A 22,007-nucleotide genomic window follows, 5' to 3' on the forward strand; every position below is an offset into this window, starting at 1 on the left:
CCCGGACGCGGAAAGCGCCGGGCGGCCGGACCCCACAGGGGGTCCGGCCGCCCGGCGCCCGTCCACCGGAGCGGCGGTCAGCCCGCCTTGGCGGGGGACTTCTTGGCGTCGGCCGGGATCGGCTGGTCGTTGCGCACGGCCTCCCAGAGGTGGGTGGCGTTCGGCTCGGCCGCAACCACCCGGTTCGGGTCGATCTTGTCGTAGGCCACCGGGAGCATGATGGTCTCCATCGTCTCCGGGTCGACGCCCTTCATGCTCTTGGCGAAGTCGGAGAGCTTGGTGAGCGAGGCCAGATCGGAGTCGGTGGTCAGCGACTTGGTGCCGGCGTCGGCCAGCTTGTAGAGCCGCGCCGGGTTGCCCAGGGCGTCCTGCTTCTTGATCTCGGACAGCATCGCGGTCATGAACTTCTGCTGCAGACCGATGCGGCCGAGGTCGCTGCCGTCGGCGTAACCCTTGCGGGTGCGGACGAACTTCAGCGACTGGGTGCCGTCGAGGCGGTGCTCGCCGGCGTCCAGCTTGATGCCGCCCTTGGACCCGTTGATGGGCTTGTCCAGCTTGACGGTGACCCCGCCGAGGGCGTCCACCAGGCCCTTGAAGCCGGCGAAGTCCACCTCGACGAAGTGGTCCACGCGGACCCCGGACATCTGCTCCACCGTGTTCACCACACAGGCCGGGCCGCCCGTGGTGTAGACGCTGTTCATCATGGCCCGCTTCTGGCCCGGGATGCTCTTGCCGTCCTCGTCCTTGCAGTCGGGACGGTTGATGAGGGTGTCGCGCGGGATGCTCACCGCGGTCGCCTTGGCGCGCCCCTCGGGTATGTGGATCAGCAGCGTGGTGTCCGAGCGGGCGCCCGCCACCTTGCTCCCGCCGTCGAGGTCGGAGTTCTCCCCGGCGCGCGAGTCGGAGCCGATCACCAGGACGTTCTGGGCGCCCTCGACCACCTTCTGGGGGCGGTTGTCGCCGATCGCCTTGTCGAGGTCGACGCTGTCGATGTTGCCGTTGAGGTGGCTGTACATCCACCATCCACCGCCACCGAGGGCCACCAGGACGACGGCCAGGGTCCACAGCAGGGCCCGGCGGATCTTCTGCCCCCGGGTCCGGGTGCGGGGGGCACTCCGGCGCCGGGCGGCGCGACCGCCCGGCGGCGGAGTCGTCGTCCTGTCTTGAGTGTCAGCAGTCATTCCCGGGGACCGTGCCCTTCCGCACTGATGAGACTTCCGAACTGATGAGAGAAGTCACGCGGCCTATAACATAAACGCACTCTTGAGCGGAGAAGGCGCCGGGGTATGCTCACTTCGTTCGAATGATGAAGTGGGAAGGCTGCTTTCGGTTCATGGCTACGCGATCCGCGCGCAGGTCCCCCAAGCAGTCGGCCCGCGCCCCGAGACCGGAAGAGACCCCCGTCGGCGACGGTGGCGCCGCAGCGCTGGGGCCGGTCACCGGTTCCTGGCTGGTCACGGGCAAGGACGGCCGGCTGACCGCCTACGCGGTGGCCCACGGCGGACTGGTCCGCTGGACCGAGACGGTGCCCGGCGGCCCCGAGTGGACCGGCCCCGAGTTCTTCCCGGCTCCCGATCTGACGCACCTCACCCTGGCCCAGGGCCAGGACGGCTACGTGCACTTCGTCGGCCGCCGCCGACAGGTCGTGGACGGCGTGGAGCGGATCACCTTCCACCATGCCCTGCAGTACCAGACGGGGCGTCCGCTGGGCCCCTGGGCCTCCCTCGGCCCCCTCTACCAGAACGAGGACATGGCCCGCACCGCGGGCGTCCCGACCGCCGCCGTCGACGTCAACGGCGGACTGCACGTGTTCGTACGGAACTTCGGCAAGGGCGTCCACTCCCGCAACCAGGACGGCAAGGGCAAGTGGACCAAGTGGGCCGACATCAAGGGCAGCGGCACCCTTGACGGAGCCACCGCGTTCTCGACCTTCGGCGGCCGCGTCCAGCTCCTGGCACCCGCCGAGAAGCGGGTCAGCCTGTGGTCCCAGTCCGAACCGGGCAAGGGCCCGGCGGCCAAGGCGGAGGACCTGCCCTTCCTCGGGCAGCCCGGTTCCGCCGGCGCCGTGGAGACCGCGCAGGACCGGGTCACCTGGTTCTGGCACGCGGTCGACGGCAGCGGTGTCATCGCCTACCGGGCCGGAGTCGGCGTGATGGCGCTCGGCGGCGGACCCGCCGCCCACGGCGCGGTCGCCGGCACCCGGGCCTACGTCGACGGCTACGACTGCACGATCCTCGCCTTCCGCGGCGCCGGCGGCCGCACGGCCCTGGCCGCGTACCCGACCGAGAACGAGACGGCGGGCCTGTGGTGGGCCGAGACCGGCGAGGCGTCGGTGGGCACGCCCGGCCTCACCGTCGACGCCCAGGGCAGGATCGTGATCGCCTGCATCAGCACCGCGGGTGAGCTGCTGGTGACCCGCCAGAAGGACAACATGGGCCTGTCGCTGGGCCGTTGGATGCGTTTCTGAGTCACGTACGGAGCGGGACCCGCTCGGTCAGTACGCTTCGCGGGAGCCGTACGGGCTGTGCTGGCCCGGGATCCCGGGCAGCATGTGCGGTGCTCCCGGATGGGCCGGCGGGGCCGGAGGCCCCGGCAGGTGCAGGGGAGGACGCGCGCCGCGCGACTGCGGGGGGACCTTCGACAGCCCGTGGCGGTCCACCGCCAGCGAGGAGATCTTGCGCAGGAAGTCCACCGAACGGGCCGCCGTGCCCTCGGTGATCCAGGCGTCGTCGATCTCGCAGAGCTCCACCCGCACCGGGGATCCCTGCAGCACGATCGGCAGCGTGTAGGCGATGGTGGAGGCGAAGGTCAGCACGGTGTGCCCGATGGGCTCCACCCGGGCCATGACCTCCATGGGCAGCTCGGGGTGGACGATCTCCATCCCGGTCGCGTCGGCGATCTCCCGGAGTTTCTCGGGGCTTTCGCGGCGGTGCGCGAGGTAGCGCCAGGCGCCGCGGGACCGGGCGATCCAGGTGATCGCCTCCAGGTAGCGGTGCTGGTCGATGATGCCGGTCTCGACCAGCGAGGTGCCGGCCAGGTCGGCGCCGCCGCGGACCTGCACCGGGCCGAAGGTGTCCCGGATCCACCGGTACTCGTTGGGCACCACCACGGCGCCCGGCGGCGGGGCCACCGGCATGCAGGTGAACAGCGTGAACCGCTCCAGGGTGTCCCGGGCCAGCCAGCGGCCGACCGAAGAGCCCTTGCCGTCCGCCTTCTTCGACGTGTCGCCCTGGTGCCAGCGGCTCAGCTGCTGGCCCTGCGTCAGCAGGGTGACCAGTTCGGTGGTGGCGGTGCCGTCGTCGACGACGACCACCTCGTGCGCCTTGGAGAACGGCAGCAGCGCCTGGACGGTCCGTGAGAACAGGTCGCCGATCACCAGGCGGCCGGCGTTGGACACGGACCGGCCCAGGCGGAGCAGGGTGCGGGCCCGGCTCACCGAGCCGGACCGCACCTCGTAGCGCCGCCAGACCAGCTTGGCCTGGGACGCGAACTTGCACAGCCTGCGGACCTGTTCACGGGAGTGACGGTCCGTCGGCTGCAGGATGGCGATGCTGAGCGAGGACGCCTCGCCCGGGTGGACATGTGCCCACTCCAGAACGTTGAGCAGTTGAGCAGGGCTCTCCACCAGGGCGAGGGTCTCGGTCATCGACGGGTCGTCATTCCCCCGCGGCCGCGGCGACGGTGCCCTGGACGCGGCGGAGCTTCTTCATCGGGCCGAGCTCGGACTCGTAGACCTTCTTGACGCCGTCGCCCTTGGCCTCCTCGATGACACGGATGTCACGGACCAGGCGCTGCAGACCGCCCGGCTCGACGGAAGCGGCCTGGTCCGAGCCCCACATGGCACGGTCCAGGGTGATGTGGCGCTCGACGACGCAGGCGCCCATGGCGACGGCGGCGACGGTGGTCTGCAGGCCGATCTCGTGGCCGGAGTAGCCGACCGGGACGTTCGGGTACGCGGCCTCCAGCGCGTGGATGACGCGCAGGTTCAGCTCGCCGGTCACGGCCGGGTAGGTGGAGGTGGCGTGCAGCAGGATGGTGTTCTCGCTGCCCAGGACCTCGACCGCGTGGCGGATCTGCTCCGGGGTGGACATGCCGGTGGACAGGATGACCGGCTTGCCGGTGGCGCGCAGGGCGATCAGCAGCTCGTCGTCCGTCAGGGAGGCCGAGGCGACCTTGTGGCAGGGGACGTCGAACTTCTCCAGGAAGATGACGGCCTCGGTGTCCCACGGGGAGGCGAACCAGTCGATGCCGCGCTTCTTGCAGTGCTCGTCGATGGCGCGGTACTCGTCCTCGCCGAACTCCACGCGGTGGCGGTAGTCGATGTAGGTCATCCGGCCCCAGGGGGTGTCGCGCTCGATGTCCCACTGGTCGCGCGGGGTGCAGATCTCCGGGGTGCGCTTCTGGAACTTGACCGCGTCGCAGCCCGCCTCGGCGGCCGCGTCTATGAGGGCGATGGCGTTGGCCAGGTCGCCGTTGTGGTTGATGCCGATCTCACCGATCACGTAGGTGGGCAGCCCCGGGCCCACCTGCTTGTTGCCGACCTGGCGGATGCGGTTGCTGTTCACCACTGTTCAGAGTTCCTTTCCAAGGATCCATTCGGCGATTTCTCGCACGGCGCCGTGCCCTCCGTGGGCCGACGTGACAGAACGAGCGCGTTCGCGGACCGCGCCGTGGGCATCGCCCACGGCGACGGGCCAGCCGACGAGCTCGAAGCAGGGGAGGTCATTCACGTCGTTGCCGACGTAGACGATGCGCTGGGGGTCGATCCCGGCATCGCCGTACCACTTCGCGAGTTCGACGTCCTTGGTCTCCACTCCGTGGACGACCTCGACGCCGAGCTTGCGCGCCCGGGCGGCGACGACCGGGTTGCGCTCGCTGGACAGGATGAAGACGGGGATGCCGGCCTTGCGGAGCCGGGCGATGCCCATGCCGTCGCCGCGGTGGGCGGCGACCATCTCGCGGCCGGTCTCGTCGATCCAGACGCGGTCGTCGGTCTGGGTGCCGTCGAAGTCCAGCACCACGGCGTCGACGTCGCCGCGGCGCGGGAGGTCCGCGGCGTCCAGCAGCGGGGCCAGGGCGCGGGCCCGGTCCAGGTCGCCGGGCTCGTCGAGCTCGATGGCCCGTTCGGGCGCGGTGGGGACGAGCTGGGTACGGCCGAAGAAGCGGTGCCCGTGCTCGCGGAAGCCGTCTACGCGCATCGCATAAACGGTGCCGGTCTCCAGGTATTCGGGGTGCCGGTCCTGGCGGCGCTGGCGGAAGGCCTTGTCGTGGTTGACGCCGTCGGCGCCGTGCCCGGCGGGCGCGCCGTCGGGGGAGGTGCGCCAGACGAAGCCGTGGAACGGCACCGCGGTGAAGGCGGAGTCGGCGCCGTCACGGGTGATGGCCAGGACCGTCTCGTCCACTTCCTCGGTGGTGATGAACGGGCTGGTGCACTGGACGAACACGAGGACCCCGACGGGCTCGCCGTGGCGCTCCTCCAGGGTGTCCAGGGCGTGCAGCAGGGCCGATTCGCTGGAGGACTGGTCGGCGGAGAGCTCGGCCGGGCGGTCGACGACCTCCGCGCCCGCGGCGCGGGCCACCGCGGCGATGGCCGGGTCGTCGGTGGAGACCACGGTGCGGGTGACGTGCTCGGCGGCCAGGCAGGCCCGGACGGCACGGGCGACGAGCGGGACACCGCCGATCGGCGTGATGTTCTTGCCGGGGATGCCCTTGGACCCGCCGCGGGCGGGGATGACAGCGGTGACGGCGGACGAGGCCTGCCGGACGGCCGTGTTCACAAAGCTCTCCAAGGAAAGGGAAGGTGAAGGACGGAGCGAAGGGGCTCGGGCAAGGGTTACACGCCGCCCCACTGTTGGATCTTGGGGGCCACCCGCTGGACGCCGAACTGGTACGCGCCCTTCATGACCCGCCGCGAGGTGCGCTTCATCGCGCTGCTGGAGCGGGGGCCGGGCAGATGTCCCGGGGATCCGTCGAGGTTCAGCCCGCGCCGGCTCAGCAGTGAACCGACGTAATCCGGCGCGCTGTCGGCCGTGTAATACGGGGTGACCGGCGGCATCGCCCCGCTCTTCAGCTCGGCGATGCGGGCGCGGATCGCGCCGAACGGATCGTGGGCGCGGATTCCCTGGTCGTGCGTCCAGGATTCGTGCGCCATCGGGGCCGCGCCCTCGTCGATGGCGGTCCAGTCGGTGACGCAGCCGGAGCCCACGAAATAGTGGTTCCCGTGGATCTCGCGGACGCCGAGATCGCTGAGAATGGCCGTGGGCATTCCGCGGTGCATCGATTCCAGGGCCGCCGTCGAACTCACCGTCACCAGCAAGTCGGTGCGGTCCAGCGTGTCCGACATGTTGCCGTAGACGAAATGCAGGTTCGGCGGCAGCGGCTCTTCCATCTGTTCGGCCAGGACCTGGTAGTGGTGCGTTTCCACGTGGGTGGTCGCCTCACCGGGTTTGCTGCGGAGTTTGATGAGGACATCGCGCCCCGGGCGCAGCCGCGCATGTTCAATGGCGCGGCGCAGCATGTACGTACGGCCTTTTCGGTCGCCGGGTACCGAGGGCTGTACCGCGAAACACACCGTGTAGGCGTGCTGGGCATTGGTCCGGTTCATGTCGTACGGCCGGTGGTCGAGGAACGGCAGAGCGGTCTGCACGACCGTCGGACCGGGAATTCCCAGGGGCTCGTAGATCTCGCGGAACCGGCGTGCGTCGTACGGGCTGTTGGCGAGGACGATATCGGCGCCGCCGCGCAGCAGAAGACCGTCGGTCACCTTCTCGTAGACCACGCCGACGTAACCGGTCATCAGGATCGGGCGGCGCCACTGTCCCTGGAAGCGGTACGCAAGCGCATGCAAAGCGGCATGGGTCGCTCCGCCGACGGTGCCGAGGATGATCACATCGGCGTCGTCCAGCGCGGGGTCGGACGCGAACTCGGGGAGGGTGGACTCGGAAATGGAGGCGGGGGTGATCCCCACCTCGGCGAGCTGGCGCGCGGTGGGCGTCGAACGCCCCCGCAGCATGTGCGCGTGCACCTGGCCGCCCGGGTCCATGCCGATGGCGAGGCCGGCTCCCCACTTCCAGCGGGTGTCGGAGTCGGCGAGTACGTGGATGCGCACTGGGACTCCTGGCTCGTTGTGGGAAAGCGGACGAAGGGCTTCGAATGGCGCATTGTGTGCGAAACCGGTCGATCCGCCCCCAACTGCCCCCCGGTCGAAGCGCTTCCGCGCCGTAGTCTGGACCGGATTGCCCCGCAGTCTGGATCACTGTACATCGTCGGGAGGTGTTTACAAGCCTTGGAAAGCTTTCGATCATGGTGGGGAGTTGTACGTCACACTCCCTGGAATCGGAGTGGCTTCCGGGGCCTCTGACATGATGTCCGGCAGGCTTACGCGTAGGCGGGCCCGACCTGTGCGCGGCGTCCGCGCCGGCGAGGTCCCACGGGGGTGTATCTGTGAATGGAAGTAGGTGAGTGTTACTGATGGTTACGTTGTCGGTGATTGTTCCCATGTGCAATGTCCGCGACTACTGTCGGACGACACTTAAGTCTCTGGCACTGAATGCGCGAGAGGATTTCGAGTTCATCATCGTGGATGACTGCTCCAGCGATGGGACTTTGGAAATCATCCAGCAGATGGTGCCTTCCATTCCCGGTGCGATCTTGATCGCGAACCCCCAGAACATAGGCATCTCGGCCACCCGGAACAGGGGACTTTCGGCCGCTCGCGGGCGTTACGTCACGTTCCTGGACGGCGATGACTGGTACGGCCCGGGGTATCTCGCGCAGCTGGTCGGCTGGATGAGCCAGTCCGGGGTCGACTTCTTGCGCACCGGACACGTCAAGGTGTTCGGCAAGAAGCGCGAGATAGCCAAGTGCCCGGTGTCTCCACGGGCGATGCAGCTCGACCCCGCCGACTACATCCTGCCGGTCGACGCCTCGTCGATCGTCGACTATCCGCTGGTCTGGGCCGGTATCTATGACCGCGAGCGGCTGTTGTCGTTCGACGGCCTCTACTTCGACGAGACCCTGCGGACCGCCGAGGACCGCCACTGGATGTGGCGGCTGCACCTGCGGTCCCGCTCCTTCGGAGTGGTCGATCTGCACGGCATCTTCTATCGCCGCGATGTCGCGGGTTCGCTCACCAAGATCCCCGACGAACGGCAGCTCGATTTCATCGTCTGCTATCAGAAGGTGTTCCAGGAGATCGCGAACCATCCGCGGGGATACGAACTCTCGTTCAAGGCGATGCGCACCCTCCTCGCGATGACCTGTATCCACCTCGACCGGGCGGATACCTATGACGACTACACGCGCAGCCTGCTGATGGAACGCAGCGCCCGCGCCCTGGTGGAACTCCCGCAGGAGATCCTGGAGGGCACACTGGCCGGAATGGATGCCCGACGGGTGAAGATGATTCGATCGCTGATGTCGTCGGTTCTGGGTGTGGCCGCGTAATGACCCAGATTTTCGCCGCATCCACCCTCTACGGCGCGATGACGGTGGCCGCCGCCATCGACGCCGGCCAGTTCGGTCCGCCGGGACGCGAGCGCATCCTGCTCGTCTGCAACAACGTGGACATCCCGGAGGTCGCCACTCCGCTCCACCGCATGCACGGGGCGCAGTCCGTGGTGTCCCGATTCAACCGGATCGTCTACTGGAACGAGCTCATCGCCCCGTACCACCCCTCGATGTGGGGACCGCGGGGCGAAGACCTGGTCCTCTGGCGGTCCATCATGGCCCAGAAGATCGGCATCCCGGCCGGCCCGCTGGAGCTCATCGTGGAGTCCATCCAGGTCAAGCCGGCCCAGACGCTCGTCCAGATCTTCTCGGACGCCATCGTCACCGTCTACGCCGACGGCGTGATGAGCTACGGCCCGACCCGCAACGACCTGCACCGGGACATCCACGCGCGGATCTCCAGGGTCCTCTACCTGGACCTCATCCCCCGCCTGGTGCCCATGCTCCTGACGGAGTACCGGATCCCCTCGCAGCCCGTGGACACCCGGGCCGTACTCGGCCTGATGTCCGAGGTGACGCGGGAGTGCCGCCCCCTCCTGGACGCGGCCATCCCCCCGCACATGCTGCAGCGCGGTCAGGACACCGCCGTCCTGCTGGGTCAGTACCTCTCCGCCCTCAACATCCTCACCGAGGAAGAGGAGGAGCAGCTCCACCTGCGCATGTTCCACGCCGCTGTGGGCATGGGCTTCCGCTCCGTCATCTTCAAGCCGCACCCGAGCGCCCCGTCCAACCTCGCCGACACGCTCGCCCTCGCCGCCCACCAGGCCGGCGTGGACTTCCTGGTCGTGGACGCCCCGGTGCTCGCCGAGACGATGTTCGAGTACCTCAAGCCGCGGTACGTCATCGGCTGCTTCTCCACCGGCCTGTTCACCGCCCGGTCGCTGTACGGGATCGGCGTCGGCCAGATCGGCGCGCTCGAGGTCATCCGCCGGATGCGGCCCTACGAGAACAGCAACCGCATCCCGGTCACCATCACCCACGCCCTGCTGCCCGACCTGGAGGCGCCGGGCGCCGGCATGGACCGGATCGGGGACGCCGCGTACGTCACCGGCGAGCTCATGTCGTACGTCTCCACCGTCGGCTTCTGTATGCAGCCCAAGCGGTACGCGTTCCTCCGGCCGATCGCCGAGCAGTACATCGCGTCCTGCGTCCAGGTGTGGAACGACCGGCCCGAACTGGGCATGCACTTCAACGACAAGACCCGGGACAAGCTGGAACTGCCGGGTCCGCCGACGAAGAAGATGAAGGCCGGCCGGCGGATGCGGTCCGTGCCCTCCCGGCAGGGCATGCAGTTCGACGTCCCGGTCAACGAGGTCTCGCTGGAGGCGTTCGCGTCCCTGCTGGAGGACGGCGACGACGCGGGAGCCCTGGAGGTCGGCACCAAACTGCTCGCCGAGCGCGAGCACTTCGACGTCCTCATCGGCATGGCCCAGCTGCGGATCCGCACCAACGAGGTGGACACCGCCGAGGAGCTCCTGAACAAGGCCGTCCGCCAGGCCGCCGGCAGTGACCGCGCCCTGACGTGGCTGCGGATCGGCGAGACGGCGGCCCGGATGGGCAAGCGCGGTGCCGACCTGCGCCAGCTGGCGGGCAAGGAGGCGTTGCGGATCAACCCCAACTCTCCGGCCGCCGAACGGCTGTTGAAGGGCAAGCGCTTCGGCCGGCGCTGACCTGCGAACCGTACGCGGGAGCCCGCTCACGGGTTCCGCGCGTACGCGGCCCGCACGTACGAAGCCCCTCCGCACCCGGTGCGGAGGGGCTTCGCCGTACGTGCCCGCGTGCGCGGGGCGCGCGTTACGCCGGGACGCTCGCGACGCCGGGGGCGAGGAACTTCTTGCCGTTCACCCGCTCCGAGACGCCCTCACGGTCCAGGTACGGGGTGATGCCGCCCAGGTGGAAGGGCCAGCCCGCACCGGTGATGAGGCAGAGGTCGATGTCCTGGGCCTCGGCCACGACACCCTCCTCCAGCATCAGACCGATCTCCTGCGCCACCGCGTCCAGGACGCGGGCACGGGCCTGCTCCTCGGTCAGCACGGTGTCGCCCTGCTTCAGGAGCGCGGCGACCTCGGGGTCCAGCTCCGGCTTGAAGCCGTTCTCGGGCTTGTAGACGTAGAAGCCGCGCTTGCCGGCCTCGACGACGGCCTTCAGGTTGGGGGAGACCGTGAAGCGCTCCGGGAAGGCGCGGTTCAGGGTCTCGGAGACGTGCAGGCCGATGGCCGGGCCGACGAGCTCCAGCAGGACCAGCGGGGACATCGGCAGGCCCAGCGGCTCGACCGCCTTCTCCGCCGTGACCACCGGGGTGCCCTCGTCGATGATGTTCTGGATCTCGCCCATGAAGCGGGTCAGGATGCGGTTCACGACGAACGCCGGGGCGTCCTTGGTGAGCACCGCGGTCTTCTTCAGCTTCTTGGCGACGCCGAAGGCCGTGGCCAGCGAGGCGTCATCGGTCTGCTCACCGCGGACGATCTCCAGCAGCGGGAGGACCGCGACCGGGTTGAAGAAGTGGAAGCCGACCACGCGCTCCGGGTGCTGCAGCTTGGAGGCCATCTCCGACACCGACAGCGAGGAGGTGTTGGTGGCGAGGATCGCGTGCGCCGGGGCGACCGCCTCGACCTCCGCGAACACCTTCTGCTTGACCGACATCTCCTCGAACACGGCCTCGATGATGAAGTCCGCGTCCGCGAAGCCCTCGGCCTTGTCCAGCACACCGGAGACCAGGCCCTTGAGGCGGTTGGCCTTGTCCTGGTTGATCCGGCCCTTGCCCAGCAGCTTCTCGATCTCGGCGTGGACGTAGCCCACGCCCTTGTCCACGCGCTCCTGGTCGATGTCGGTGAGGACTACCGGCACCTCCAGACGGCGCAGGAACAGCAGCGCCAGCTGCGAGGCCATCAGGCCCGCGCCGACCACGCCGACCTTGGTGACCGGGCGCGCCAGGCTCTTGTCCGGGGCACCGGCCGGGCGCTTGCCGCGCTTCTGGACCAGGTTGAAGGCGTAGATGCCGGAGCGCAGCTCGCCGCCCATGATGAGGTCGGCCAGGGCCTCGTCCTCGGCGTCGAAGCCGGCCTGGAGGTCGCCGTCCTTGGCCGCGGCGATGATGTCCAGCGCGCGGTAGGCGGCCGGAGCGGCGCCGTGCACCTTGGAGTCCGCGATCGTACGGCCCTTGGCGACGGCCGCGTCCCAGGCCTCGCCGCGCTCGACCTCGGCGCGCACGACCTCGGTCTCGCCCGTCAGCACGCGGGCGGTCCAGAGCAGGGACTGCTCCAGGAAGTCGGCGCCCTCGAAGATCGCGTCGGCGATGCCGAGCTCGAAGACCTGCTTGCCCTTGAGCTGACGGTTCTGGTTCAGCGAGTTCTCGATGATCACCGAGACCGCGCGCTCCGCACCGATCAGGTTCGGGAGGATGGCGCAGCCGCCCCAGCCCGGAACCAGGCCGAGGAAGACCTCGGGCAGCGAGAAGGCCGGGATGGCCTTCGAGACGGTGCGGTAGGTGCAGTGCAGACCGACCTCGACACCGCCGCCCATCGCCGCGCCGTTGTAGTACGCGAAGGTGGGGACGGCCAGCGCGGAGAGGCGCTTGAAGACGTCGTGGCCGCCCTTGCCGATGGCGAGCGCCTCGTCGTGCTTCTTCAGCAGCTCGACGCCCTTGAGGTCGGCGCCGACCGCGAAGATGAACGGCTTGCCGGTCAGGCCCGCGGCGACGATGGTGCCGGCGATGGCCTCCTGCTCGACCTGGTCGATCGCCGCGTTCAGGTTGGCGAGGGACTGCGGGCCGAAGGTGGTCGGCTTGGTGTGGTCGAAGCCGTTGTCCAGCGTGATGAGCGCGAAGCGCCCGGCGCCGAACGGCAGGTCGAGGTGACGGACGTGCGCGCTCGTGACGACCTCGTCCGGGAACAGCTCGGCCGCGCCCTTCAGGAGCTCAGCGGTGGTGCTCACTTGGAGTCTCCCTTGGTGTCGAAGTGCGGGTTCTCCCAGATGACCGTGGCGCCCATGCCGAAGCCGACGCACATGGTGGTCAGGCCGTAGCGGACGTGCGGCTGCTCCTCGAACTGGCGGGCCAGCTGCGTCATCAGGCGGACGCCGGAGGAGGCCAGCGGGTGGCCGAACGCGATCGCGCCGCCGTACTGGTTGACGCGGGCGTCGTCGTCGGCGATGCCGTAGTGCTCCAGGAACGCCAGGACCTGGACCGCGAAGGCCTCGTTGATCTCGAACAGGCCTATGTCCTCGATGGACAGGCCGGCCTGGGCGAGGGCCTTCTCGGTGGCCGGGATCGGGCCGTAGCCCATGACCTCGGGCTCGACACCCGCGAAGGAGTACGAGACGAGGCGCATCTTGACCGGGAGGTTGTTCTCGCGGGCGAAGTCCTCGGAGGCGATCAGCGCGGCGGTGGCACCGTCGTTGAGGCCCGCGGCGTTGCCGGCGGTGACACGGCCGTGGACGCGGAACGGCGTCTTCAGACCGGCCAGGTTCTCCAGGGTGGTGCCCGGACGCATCGGCTCGTCGGAGGTGACCAGGCCCCAGCCCGTCTCGCCCGCGGCCTCGTTGGTGTTGCGGACGGAGATCGGCACCAGGTCGGGCTGGATCTTGTTGTCCGCGTACGCCTTGGCGGCCTTCTCCTGCGAGCGCACGGCGTACTCGTCGGCGCGCTGCTTGGTGATGGTCGGGTAGCGGTCGTGCAGGTTCTCCGCGGTCATGCCCATGAACAGGGCGGACTCGTCGACCAGCTTCTCGGAGACGAACCGCGGGTTCGGGTCGACGCCCTCGCCCATCGGGTGGCGGCCCATGTGCTCGACACCGCCGGCGACGGCGACGTCGTACGCACCGAAGGCGACGCTGCCCGCGACCGCGGTGACGGCGGTCAGGGCGCCGGCGCACATGCGGTCGATGGAGTAGCCCGGAACGGACTGCGGCAGGCCCGCGAGGATGCCGGCGGTGCGGCCCAGCGTCAGACCCTGGTCGCCGATCTGCGTGGTGGCGGCGATCGCGACCTCGTCGATCTTCTTCGGGTCGAGGTCCGGGTTGCGGCGCAGCAGCTCCCGGATCGCCTTCACGACGAGGTCGTCGGCGCGGGTCTCGTGGTAGATGCCCTTCGGGCCCGCCTTGCCGAACGGGGTGCGGACGCCGTCGACGAAGACGACGTCCCTGACGGTACGAGGCACGTTGGCTCTCCTCCAGGTGCGGGATGGCACTGCTGCGTGGCGTCGCGCGTCAGTCTCCTGAGCGCTTGCTCACCCGCCATGCTACTTGCGGGTAACTGTTGTGCACACCCCCCGCCCGCCAAGCGGCGAAGGTCACACTCCGCGCCCGGCGGATCGGGCCCGTCGGAGGGGAAGCCGCAGGGGGAGGCCGGAGCGGAAAGCCGGAGCGGAAAAGGGAAAGGGGTCCCCGTCCTCCGTGGAGGACGGGGACCCCGTCACGAGGGTGCCGTTCGGCCGGGTACGGCCGCCCCGGCTCAGGCGGTGGCGGCCAGGGCGGTCACCAGCGCGCCGGTGACCTGCTCGACCTGCCACGGCCGTGCGCCGTGGTCGGCCAGGGCCTGTGCCACCGAGGCGGCCGAGACCTGCATCGGCGGCTCCCAGCACAGCCGGCGGACCGTGTCGGGGGCGATCAGGTTCTCCTGCGGCAGGTTCAGCCGCTCGGCCAGGGCCGTGACCGCCGTCCTGGCCGCCGACAGGCGGGCCGCGGCGGCCGGGTCCTTGTCCGCCCAGGAGCGCGGCGGGGGCGGGCCCGAGGGGGTCGCCCCCGGCTGCGGCAGCTCGGCCTCGGGCAGCGCCCGGGCCCGGTCCACCGCGGCCATCCACTGCTCCAGCGACCGCCGGTTGACCCGCTGGCCGAAGCCGGGCAGGGCGGACAGCGCGTGCAGGTTCGAGGGGAGCGCCAGGGCGGCCTCCACGATCGCCGCGTCGCCCAGCACCTTGCCGGGGGACACGTCGCGCCGCTGGGCGATCCGGTCCCGGGTCTCCCACAGCTCCCGTACGACGGCCATCTGGCGGCGGCGCCGCACCTTGTGCATGCCCGACGTACGCCGCCACGGGTCCTTGCGGGGCGGGGCGGGCGGGGCCGAGGCGATGGCGTCGAACTCCTGCCGGGCCCACTCCAGCTTGCCCTGCCGGTCCAGCTCCTTCTCCAGCGCGTCCCGCAGGTCGACCAGGAGCTCCACGTCCAGGGCGGCGTAGCGCAGCCACGGCTCGGGCAGCGGGCGGGTCGACCAGTCGACGGCCGAGTGGCCCTTCTCCAGGGCGTAGCCGAGCACGCCCTCGACCATCGCCCCCAGGCCCACCCGGGGGAAGCCGGCCAGGCGGCCCGCCAGCTCCGTGTCGAAGAGGGAGGTCGGCACCATGCCTATTTCGCGCAGGCAGGGCAGGTCCTGGGTGGCGGCGTGCAGGATCCACTCGGTGCCCGAGAGGACTTCGCCGAGCGCGGACAGGTCCGGGCAGCCGACGGGGTCGATCAGCGCGGAGCCGACCCCTTCGCGGCGGAGCTGGACGAGGTAGGCGCGCTGGCCGTAGCGGTATCCGGAGGCGCGCTCGGCGTCCACGGCGACGGGCCCGGTGCCGGCGGCGAAGGCCGCCACCACCCGGGCGAGGGCGTCCTCGTCGGCGACCACCGGAGGGATCCCGTCACGGGGTTCGAGCAGCGGGATCGGCAGCCCATCGGACGGAACAACGACGTCGTCCGGGGGGCCGCCCCCGGTGTTGGTGCGCAGGTCTGCTGCGGTCTCATGGGCGTCGGTCACCGGTCAAGGGTATCCGTGGATACGGCGCGCCCGTCGCCGGAACGTTCCGTCGACGGGCGCGGGCGGTATGCGCGGTGGTGGAGCGGTGGGTGCGCGATGGGTGTTCGGCGGGTGTGCGGTGGGGTGTGCGGTGGGGTGTTCCGTGGCGTGTTCCGTGGACGTGCGACGGTTGCGCGGCGGTTGAGTCACGGCTTCCCGGAGTTCCCCGGCCGTTCGTCCGGGCCCGGCTATCCGGGGGCGTGCGGTCCGGGCGCCGGGGGCCGGGCTCAGTGGATGATCCCGGTCCGGAGGGCGACCGCGACCATGCCGGCGCGGTCACCGGTGCCCAGCTTGCGGGCGATCCGGGCGAGGTGGGACTTGACGGTCAGGGCGGACAGGCCCATCGAGACGCCGATGGCCTTGTTGGACTGGCCCTCGGCGACGAGGCGCAGGACCTCGACCTCGCGGCCGGAGAGCTCGCGGTAGCCGCCCGGGTGGCTCGGGGCACCCGGGGGGCGGCGGTGCATCCGGGCGGCGGCCGACCCGATGGGGGCGGCGCCGGGCCGGCTGGGCAGCCCGATGTTGGTCCGCGTTCCGGTGACGACGTAACCCTTCACACCGCCGGCGAGGGCGTTGCGGACCGCGCCGATGTCGTCGGCGGCGGACAGGGCCAGGCCGTTGGGCCAGCCCGCGGCGCGGGTCTCGGAGAGCAGGGTGAGACCGGAACCGTCGGGCAGGTGGACGTCGGCCACGCAGATGTCGCGCGGGCTGCCGATGCGGGGACGGGCCTCCGCGATGGACGACGCCTCGATCACGTCACGGACTCCGAGGGCCCACAGATGGCGGGTCACGGTGGAACGGACGCGCGGGTCGGCCACGACGACCATGGCCGTCGGCTTGTTCGGGCGGTAGGCGACCAGGCTTGCGGGCTGCTCGAGAAGAACGGACACCAGGCCTCCTGGGGGAGTGGCGGGACGGCGCCGGCTCGGGGAAGAAGCCGGTGCGCTCCGTGCGGATGGTCACTGACTCCTTCGGCACGTCACCCGGCCGGCTTTAGGAAATGATCACGATTTGGTGAGTAACAATTCGGGCAATTCGGACGAGCGATCGATCGGGGGCGATCAGAAGCGGTGTCGATGGCTCCGCATCCGGCCCGGCGGTGGCGCTGCGCTGCGGCCTCGGCCGGCCCTCGCCCCCGGCTCCCCCGAAGCCCTGCGCAGGCACCCGCTGTCCTCCGCCCCGCCCCCCGGTAACGGCCCCGGCTCCCCCGAGGGTGCGGGCAGGCGTTCCGCGTGCTTCGGCCCCGCCGATGTGTGGGCGGGCCCGCCGCCCGGGCTTCGCCCCGCCCCGGCCGGCGCGCGGCTCCGCCGAAGCCGCCCCCTCTCGGGCAGAGCACCGGCTCCGCCGGACCTGGCACCGCCCCGGAGCGGGGTCCGACCCCGTTGGCGGGGTCGGGGGTGCGGGGGAGCTGCGCGAGCCCTCGCGAGACCGGGGTGCCGTGTGCCCACCCTCCCCCAAGCTCTCGGCTTCGCTCGAGCAGGGGGGACCCCCATCGCCCTGCGGCACGCCTGCCCACACGGCGCGGCGTAGCGCCACCAAGCCAACAGCCGGCAAGCACACGGCGGCGGCGTACGGCCGCCAAGCCCGCCCCGGCCCAGGCAAAGGGCGGGATGCACGCGGCGGCGCGGCGTAGCGCTGCCGGGTCCCGCCCGGCCGGGGGTGACGGCCGGCACCCGCACAGGGGCGGGGTCGCACCCGCGCTCAGGGGTGGTGGGGGCCTCGGCGTTGGGGGAGGGAGACGACGGCGGGGTCGGCCGGAGGGAGGGGTTCCAGGCCCGCCACCTGACACAGCAGCTCGCACCACGCGGAAAGGTGCGCCCCCGTGTCCGGCACCCCGCCCACCCCCTCCCGCGGCGTCCACGACGCCCGGATCTCGATCTGCGTCGCCGGCCGCCGCGCGGACAGCCCGCCGAAGGAGTGCGAGCTCGCCATCGTCACCGTGCCGCTCGCCTCCCCGTACCCCGGCGCGCGCGCCTCCAGCGCGCCGGTCAGCCAGGACCAGCACACCTCCGGGAGCAGCGGGTCCGCCGCCATTTCCGGCTCCAGTTCCGCCCGTACGAGCGTGACCAGGCGGAACGTGCCGTGCCACGCCTCGTGCCCGGCCGGGTCGTGCAGCAGGATCAGCCGTCCGTCGGCGAGGTCCTCCTCCCCTTCGACGACCGCGGCCTCCAGGGCGTACGCGTAGGGGGCGAGTTTCCGCGGCGGCTTGGTGGCCTCGATCTCGATCCCCGGCCGCAGCCGCGCCTTCTGCAAGCCGCCGACCGCCCGTCTGAACGGGAGTGGGACGGAGGTCTCCTTCGCGCTGTCCACACCGTCAGCGCCATCTGAAAATCGTCCCTGAGCCGCAGCCATGCGGGGAAGACTAGGCGGAAGGAGGCCCCGTTCAGCGCAGGGACACCCGGCCCGGAGGGGCCAGTTCGTCATACGTGCGAAGATTTGGGTCGTGAGTGCCAACGACCGCCCCACGGGCCAGCCGCGTCAGACCTACGATTCCGCCTTCCTCAAGGCGTGCCGGCGGGAGCCGGTGCCGCACACCCCGGTGTGGTTCATGCGGCAGGCCGGGCGCTCCCTCCCCGAGTACCGGAAGGTCCGGGAGGGCACCGCGATGCTGGAGTCCTGCATGCGGCCGGACCTGGTCACCGAGATCACGCTGCAGCCGGTGCGGCGGCACAAGGTCGACGCCGCGATCTTCTTCAGCGACATCGTGGTGCCGCTGAAGGCCATCGGCATCGACCTGGACATCAAGCCCGGCATCGGCCCGGTCGTGGCCCAGCCGATCCGCCGCCGCGAGGACCTCGCGCAGCTGCGCGACCTGACGCCGGACGACGTCCGGTACGTCACCGAGGCGATCGGCATGCTCACGGGTGAACTCGGCAGCACTCCGCTGATCGGCTTCGCCGGCGCTCCCTTCACCCTCGCCAGCTACCTGGTCGAGGGCGGGCCCTCGCGCAACCACGAGCACACCAAGGCGCTGATGTACGGCGACCCGAAGCTGTGGGCGGACCTGCTGGACCGGCTGGCGGAGATCACCTCGGCCTTCCTCAAAGTCCAGATCGAGGCCGGCGTCTCCGCGGTGCAGCTCTTCGACTCCTGGGTCGGCGCGCTGGCCCCGGCCGACTACCGCCGCTCGGTGATGCCCGCCTCGTCGAAGGTCTTCGACTCGGTCGCCTCCTACGGCGTCCCGCGCATCCACTTCGGCGTGGGCACCGGTGAGCTGCTCGGCCTGATGGGCGAGGCCGGCGCCGACGTGGTCGGCGTCGACTGGCGGATCCCGCTGGACGAGGCGGCCCGCCGGGTCGGCCCCGGCAAGGCCCTCCAGGGCAACCTGGACCCGGCGGTCCTGTTCTCCACGCCCGAGGCGGTCGAGGCGAAGACCGACGAGGTGCTCGCCGCGGCCTCGGGTCTGGAGGGCCACGTGTTCAACCTGGGCCACGGCGTCCTCCCGACGACGGACCCGGAGGCGCTGACCCGCCTGGTGGACTACGTCCACACCAAGACCGCGCGCTGAGCCCGGTCACGGCCGCCGGCGCGGCGCACGCCGTCCCGCCCCGGCCCGGGGTCGTCCCCGGGCCGGCGGGCGGGCGACGACCCCGGGCCCGAGACCGAGATCCGGCGGGCCGGTCCGGCACCGATGGCCCGTCCGGAGCCGAGGGCCGGTCCGGCACCGATGGCCGGTTCGGAGCCGAGGGCGGCGGCGATGGTGGTCACGGCCGTGAGGGCCGTCTTGCGCAGGTGGGCCAGGGCAGCCATGGCCGCCTCCTTCGGTGCTGCCGGACGGGCGGTCCGTCCGGTCCGCACCCCATTGGGCCCGCCGGCGGCGTGCCGGGTCATGCCACGTGAACCCGTGACATGACCCGGGTGCTACGGCCCGGGACCATCACCCGCCGGCCCTCACCCGCCGGCCGTCACATGCCCGCGGCGCGGACCGCGGCGAGCGCCTTGCGGGCCGCCACCAGGACCGGGTCCCAGACCGGGGAGAACGGCGGGGCGTAGCCCAGGTCCAGCGAGACGACCTGTTCCACGGTCATGCCCGCGGTCAGGGCGACGGCCGCGACGTCCACGCGCTTGGCCGAGCCGGCGCCGCCCACGATCTGCACCCCCAGCAGCCGGCCGGTGCGGTGTTCCGCCAGCATCTTCACCGTCATCTCCTCCGCGCCCGGGTAGTACCCCGCCGTGTTGGTCGACCGGACGGTGGCCGTGACGAAGCGCAGGCCGGCCGCCGAGGCGTCCTTCTCGCGCAGCCCGGTGCGGGCGATCTCCAGCGAGCAGACCTTGCTGACCGCCGTGCCGACCACGCCCGGGAAGGTCGCGTAGCCGCCGCCCACGCCCGACCCGATCACCTGGCCGTGCTTGTTGGCGTGGGTGCCCAGCGGGATGTGCCGGTTCCGGCCCGACACCAGGTCCAGGACCTCCACGCAGTCGCCGCCCGCCCATACGTTCCGATGACCGCGGACCCGCATCGACAGGTCGGTCAGGATGCCGCCCGAGTCTCCGAGCGGCAGGCCGGCCGCCCGGGCCAGGCCGGTGCGCGGTTCCACGCCGATGCCGAGCACCACGATGTCCGCCCCGTACTCCGTGCCGTCGGCGGTGACCACCGCGCGGGCCCGGCCCTCCTCGTCCGTCCGGATCCCGGTGACCTCGGCCCGGGCGACCGTGCGGATGCCCATCGCGTTCATCGCGCCGTGCACCAGCGCCCCCATGTCCGGGTCCAGCGTGGCCATCGGCTGCTCGCCCCGGTGCAGGACGGTGACCTCGTGGTCCCGGTTCACCAAAGCCTCGGCCATCTCCACCCCGATGTACCCGGCGCCGACCACCACGGCCCGGCGGCCCGGCGTCCGCTCCAGCGCCTCGACGATCCGCTGGCCGTCCTCCAGGGTCTGGACGCCGTACACCCCGGCCGCGCCGATGCCGGGCAGCCGGGGCCTTACCGGCCGGGCGCCGGTGGCCAGGACGAGCCGGTCCCAGCCGGTCCAGGACTCGGCGCCGGAGTCCAGGTCCCGGGCCCGGACCCGCTGTCCGGCGAGGTCCAGCTCCAGCACCTCGGTGCGGGTCCGCAGGTCGATCCCGCGGGACCGGTGCTCCTCGGGCGTACGGGCGACCAGCGCGTCCCGGTCCGGGACCAGCCCGCCGATCCAGTACGGGATCCCGCACGCGGAGTACGAGGTGAAGGGGGACCGCTCGAAGGCCACGATCTCCAGCTCGTCCGGGCCCTTGAGGCGGCGGGCCTGCGACGCGGCGGACATGCCCGCCGCGTCCCCGCCGACCACGACCAGTCGCTCCGCCGCCATGCCCCTACCGCCCTCCGCCGTGTCCCCTGCGCGCGGTCGCCCGCGCCGTCCGCGGAACACGCTATGCGGGAAAGGGCGTTCGGATCACGTCATTCCGTGCCGGCGGGCGGAGTCGTGGGCTCCGGAGCGGCGGACCGCTCGGTGGGCCGGTCGGCGGACCCGGCGACCCCGGCGGACCGCTCGGCGGACGGCGCGGGGTACGGCACGAGGCCCGCCGCGGAGCGCCCCGCCGGGGCCGGGGAGCGGTCCCGCGCCGCCCCCGCCGCCGGCCGGGCCGGGCGGAACCGGCGGAACGCCCGCCACAGGGCCAGCAGCACGCCGCCCGCCAGGGCGAACGGGAGCAGGGCGCCCACCGCCAGCGTGATCCACTTCAGGACGGCGAGGAAGACCTCCCAGCCGCCCTCCAGCGCATCGGTGAACGCCGGGTCCCCGTCCGCGTCGGCGGCGGTGTCGCCAGCCGCCGAGGACACCTCCAGCGTGATCGTGCCCAGCGAGGTCTGGTCCTTCAGCGCGTTCTGCTGGGCGAGCAGCGCCTCCAGTTCGGTCTGGCGCTTGTTCAGTTCGCCTTCCAGGGTGACCAGATCGCCGATCGCGGTGGCCTTCTCCATCATCTCCCGCACCCGGGCCACGCTCGCCCGCTGCGATGTGACCCGGCTGTCGACGTCGACCACGCGCTCGGTCACGTCCTGCGCGTCCACCTTGCGGTGCAGCAGCTTCCCGCTGCCCTCCAGCGCGGCCAGCACCCGGTCGAAGCGGTCCACGGGCACCCGCAGGGTGACCGTCGAGGTCATCCCCGCGCCTCCGTGCCCGTCCCGGGTCTCGTCCCCGCCGCCGTCCCCATCCCCATCCCCATCCCCGTTCCCGTTCCCGTTCCGCAGGGTCGTCTCGCTGCCCACGTAGCCGCCCGCGCCCTCGGCCGCCGAACGGGCCGCCGCGAGGGTCTTCTGCGGGTCCTTCGACTCGATGCCGAGGGTCGCGGTGCGGATGATGTGCTGCCGCGCCTGTGCGGGGGCGGCGGGGGAGCCCGCGGTGCCCGGGGCGCTCTGCGGCGCGGCCGCCCCGCCGCTCGCCTTCGCGTCCGCCCGCCCGTCCGCGGCGGCGACCCCGCCGGCCTCCCTCGGCGCGGCGAAGCCCTTGTCGGCGGCGGAGTCCGAGACCGCCTTGTCCCCGGAGTCTCCGGCCCCGCACCCGGTGAGGGTCAGGGCCCCGGCGGCGGCCAGGGCCACCAGGGCCGCGGCCGCGGAGCGGTTTCGGTGCGTACGCACTCTGCAGGACGGGTCCGAAAGCCCGGACGGGCGGGACGGGTCGGACGGGCCGGACGGGTCGGACGTACGGATCGGCGTGGTCATGCTCATGGCCCCCCGGGCTCGGACGGAATCTCGCCTTTCCGACGTGACCGGAGCCCGGCCGGTTTCGCCCCCGGGTCCCGGGCCGGTTCC

General features: G+C 71.5%; 17 protein-coding genes. 4 read left to right on the top strand and 13 right to left on the bottom strand.

What is annotated here, in order from left to right:
* Positions 1-77 precede the first annotated feature (77 nt).
* Entirely contained in the window at positions 78-1,181 is a 1,104-nt protein-coding gene (locus AB0O36_RS01160; protein WP_365102221.1) for an LCP family protein, read from the bottom strand.
* Positions 1,182-1,333: 152 nt separating this feature from the next.
* Between AB0O36_RS01160 and AB0O36_RS01165 the strand changes: the two genes are divergently transcribed.
* Positions 1,334-2,467, top strand: coding sequence for a hypothetical protein (locus AB0O36_RS01165; RefSeq protein ID WP_365102224.1), 1,134 nt, complete (start codon positions 1,334-1,336; stop codon positions 2,465-2,467).
* A 27-nt stretch (positions 2,468-2,494) separates the two neighbouring features.
* Here the strand turns inward: AB0O36_RS01165 and AB0O36_RS01170 are convergent, their stop codons facing one another.
* From AB0O36_RS01170 to AB0O36_RS01185, 4 genes are read right to left on the bottom strand one after another with little or no spacing between them, the layout of a single operon-like run.
* Positions 2,495-3,646: a hypothetical protein gene (locus AB0O36_RS01170; RefSeq protein ID WP_365102226.1), complete on the bottom strand. Its 1,152-nt coding sequence runs from the start codon at positions 3,644-3,646 to the stop codon at positions 2,495-2,497.
* A 10-nt stretch (positions 3,647-3,656) separates the two neighbouring features.
* A complete protein-coding gene (locus tag AB0O36_RS01175; protein ID WP_365102229.1) occupies positions 3,657-4,568 on the bottom strand; it encodes an N-acetylneuraminate synthase family protein in 912 nt (303 codons plus the stop codon).
* Positions 4,569-4,571: 3 nt separating this feature from the next.
* Positions 4,572-5,777 carry an acylneuraminate cytidylyltransferase gene (locus AB0O36_RS01180; RefSeq protein ID WP_365102232.1) on the bottom strand — a complete coding sequence of 402 codons (1,206 nt, stop codon included), beginning with the start codon at positions 5,775-5,777 and terminating at the stop codon, positions 4,572-4,574.
* Positions 5,778-5,833: 56 nt separating this feature from the next.
* Positions 5,834-7,108, bottom strand: a complete 1,275-nt coding sequence (locus AB0O36_RS01185; protein ID WP_365102235.1) for a DUF6716 putative glycosyltransferase — start codon at positions 7,106-7,108, stop codon at positions 5,834-5,836.
* Positions 7,109-7,470: 362 nt separating this feature from the next.
* Here AB0O36_RS01185 and AB0O36_RS01190 point away from each other — a divergent pair, with 362 nt between their 5' ends.
* Positions 7,471-8,445, top strand: coding sequence for a glycosyltransferase family 2 protein (locus AB0O36_RS01190; RefSeq protein WP_365102547.1), 975 nt, complete (start codon positions 7,471-7,473; stop codon positions 8,443-8,445).
* Positions 8,445-10,178, top strand: coding sequence for a polysialyltransferase family glycosyltransferase (locus AB0O36_RS01195; RefSeq protein ID WP_365102237.1), 1,734 nt, complete (start codon positions 8,445-8,447; stop codon positions 10,176-10,178). The genes AB0O36_RS01190 and AB0O36_RS01195 overlap by 1 nt, the downstream gene beginning before the upstream one ends.
* A gap of 124 nt (positions 10,179-10,302) precedes the next feature.
* Here the strand turns inward: AB0O36_RS01195 and AB0O36_RS01200 are convergent, their stop codons facing one another.
* The 5 genes from AB0O36_RS01200 to AB0O36_RS01220 all read right to left on the bottom strand — a co-directional run bounded on the left by AB0O36_RS01200 (position 10,303) and on the right by AB0O36_RS01220 (position 17,632).
* Positions 10,303-12,441 carry a 3-hydroxyacyl-CoA dehydrogenase NAD-binding domain-containing protein gene (locus AB0O36_RS01200; protein ID WP_365102240.1) on the bottom strand — a complete coding sequence of 713 codons (2,139 nt, stop codon included), beginning with the start codon at positions 12,439-12,441 and terminating at the stop codon, positions 10,303-10,305.
* Positions 12,438-13,664 carry an acetyl-CoA C-acyltransferase gene (locus AB0O36_RS01205; protein ID WP_365102243.1) on the bottom strand — a complete coding sequence of 409 codons (1,227 nt, stop codon included), beginning with the start codon at positions 13,662-13,664 and terminating at the stop codon, positions 12,438-12,440. The genes AB0O36_RS01200 and AB0O36_RS01205 overlap by 4 nt, the downstream gene beginning before the upstream one ends.
* 293 nt (positions 13,665-13,957) lie before the next feature.
* Positions 13,958-15,241 carry a ribonuclease D gene (locus AB0O36_RS01210; protein ID WP_365102245.1) on the bottom strand — a complete coding sequence of 428 codons (1,284 nt, stop codon included), beginning with the start codon at positions 15,239-15,241 and terminating at the stop codon, positions 13,958-13,960.
* Between the two features lie 266 nt (positions 15,242-15,507).
* Positions 15,508-16,170, bottom strand: a complete 663-nt coding sequence (locus AB0O36_RS01215) for a response regulator transcription factor (protein WP_365102248.1) — start codon at positions 16,168-16,170, stop codon at positions 15,508-15,510.
* Between the two features lie 811 nt (positions 16,171-16,981).
* Positions 16,982-17,632 carry a DUF3000 domain-containing protein gene (locus AB0O36_RS01220; RefSeq protein WP_365102251.1) on the bottom strand — a complete coding sequence of 217 codons (651 nt, stop codon included), beginning with the start codon at positions 17,630-17,632 and terminating at the stop codon, positions 16,982-16,984.
* Positions 17,633-17,723: 91 nt separating this feature from the next.
* Between AB0O36_RS01220 and hemE the strand changes: the two genes are divergently transcribed.
* On the top strand, positions 17,724-18,788 hold the full coding sequence (gene hemE, locus AB0O36_RS01225; protein WP_365102254.1) for a uroporphyrinogen decarboxylase: 1,065 nt from the start codon (positions 17,724-17,726) through the stop codon (positions 18,786-18,788).
* On the opposite strand, the gene AB0O36_RS01230 is transcribed toward hemE, so the two are convergent.
* The 3 genes from AB0O36_RS01230 to AB0O36_RS01240 form a co-directional block, all read right to left on the bottom strand.
* Positions 18,761-19,030, bottom strand: a complete 270-nt coding sequence (locus tag AB0O36_RS01230) for a hypothetical protein (protein WP_365102257.1) — start codon at positions 19,028-19,030, stop codon at positions 18,761-18,763. The genes hemE and AB0O36_RS01230 overlap by 28 nt on opposite strands.
* 155 nt (positions 19,031-19,185) lie before the next feature.
* Positions 19,186-20,568 (bottom strand): FAD-dependent oxidoreductase, encoded by a 1,383-nt coding sequence (locus tag AB0O36_RS01235; RefSeq protein ID WP_365102259.1) that lies wholly within the window; start codon positions 20,566-20,568, stop codon positions 19,186-19,188.
* 89 nt (positions 20,569-20,657) lie between these two features.
* On the bottom strand, positions 20,658-21,917 hold the full coding sequence (locus AB0O36_RS01240; protein WP_365102261.1) for a DUF4349 domain-containing protein: 1,260 nt from the start codon (positions 21,915-21,917) through the stop codon (positions 20,658-20,660).
* Positions 21,918-22,007 lie beyond the last annotated feature (90 nt).

Source organism: Streptomyces sp. NPDC089799, from assembly GCF_040684755.1.
In the GTDB taxonomy this organism is placed as follows: Bacteria; Actinomycetota; Actinomycetes; order Streptomycetales; family Streptomycetaceae; genus Streptomyces.

Excerpts from the sequence above, each read along its gene's own strand:
- AB0O36_RS01160 (WP_365102221.1), bottom strand. The coding sequence starts at position 1,181 with ATGACTGCTGACACTCAAGACAGGACGACGACTCCGCCGCCGGGCGGT.
- AB0O36_RS01165 (WP_365102224.1), top strand. The coding sequence starts at position 1,334 with ATGGCTACGCGATCCGCGCGCAGGTCCCCCAAGCAGTCGGCCCGCGCC.
- AB0O36_RS01170 (WP_365102226.1), bottom strand. The coding sequence starts at position 3,646 with ATGACCGAGACCCTCGCCCTGGTGGAGAGCCCTGCTCAACTGCTCAAC.
- AB0O36_RS01190 (WP_365102547.1), top strand. The coding sequence starts at position 7,471 with ATGGTTACGTTGTCGGTGATTGTTCCCATGTGCAATGTCCGCGACTAC.
- AB0O36_RS01195 (WP_365102237.1), top strand. The coding sequence starts at position 8,445 with ATGACCCAGATTTTCGCCGCATCCACCCTCTACGGCGCGATGACGGTG.
- AB0O36_RS01220 (WP_365102251.1), bottom strand. The coding sequence starts at position 17,632 with ATGGCTGCGGCTCAGGGACGATTTTCAGATGGCGCTGACGGTGTGGAC.
- AB0O36_RS01230 (WP_365102257.1), bottom strand. The coding sequence starts at position 19,030 with ATGGCTGCCCTGGCCCACCTGCGCAAGACGGCCCTCACGGCCGTGACC.
- AB0O36_RS01235 (WP_365102259.1), bottom strand. The coding sequence starts at position 20,568 with ATGGCGGCGGAGCGACTGGTCGTGGTCGGCGGGGACGCGGCGGGCATG.
- AB0O36_RS01240 (WP_365102261.1), bottom strand. The coding sequence starts at position 21,917 with ATGACCACGCCGATCCGTACGTCCGACCCGTCCGGCCCGTCCGACCCG.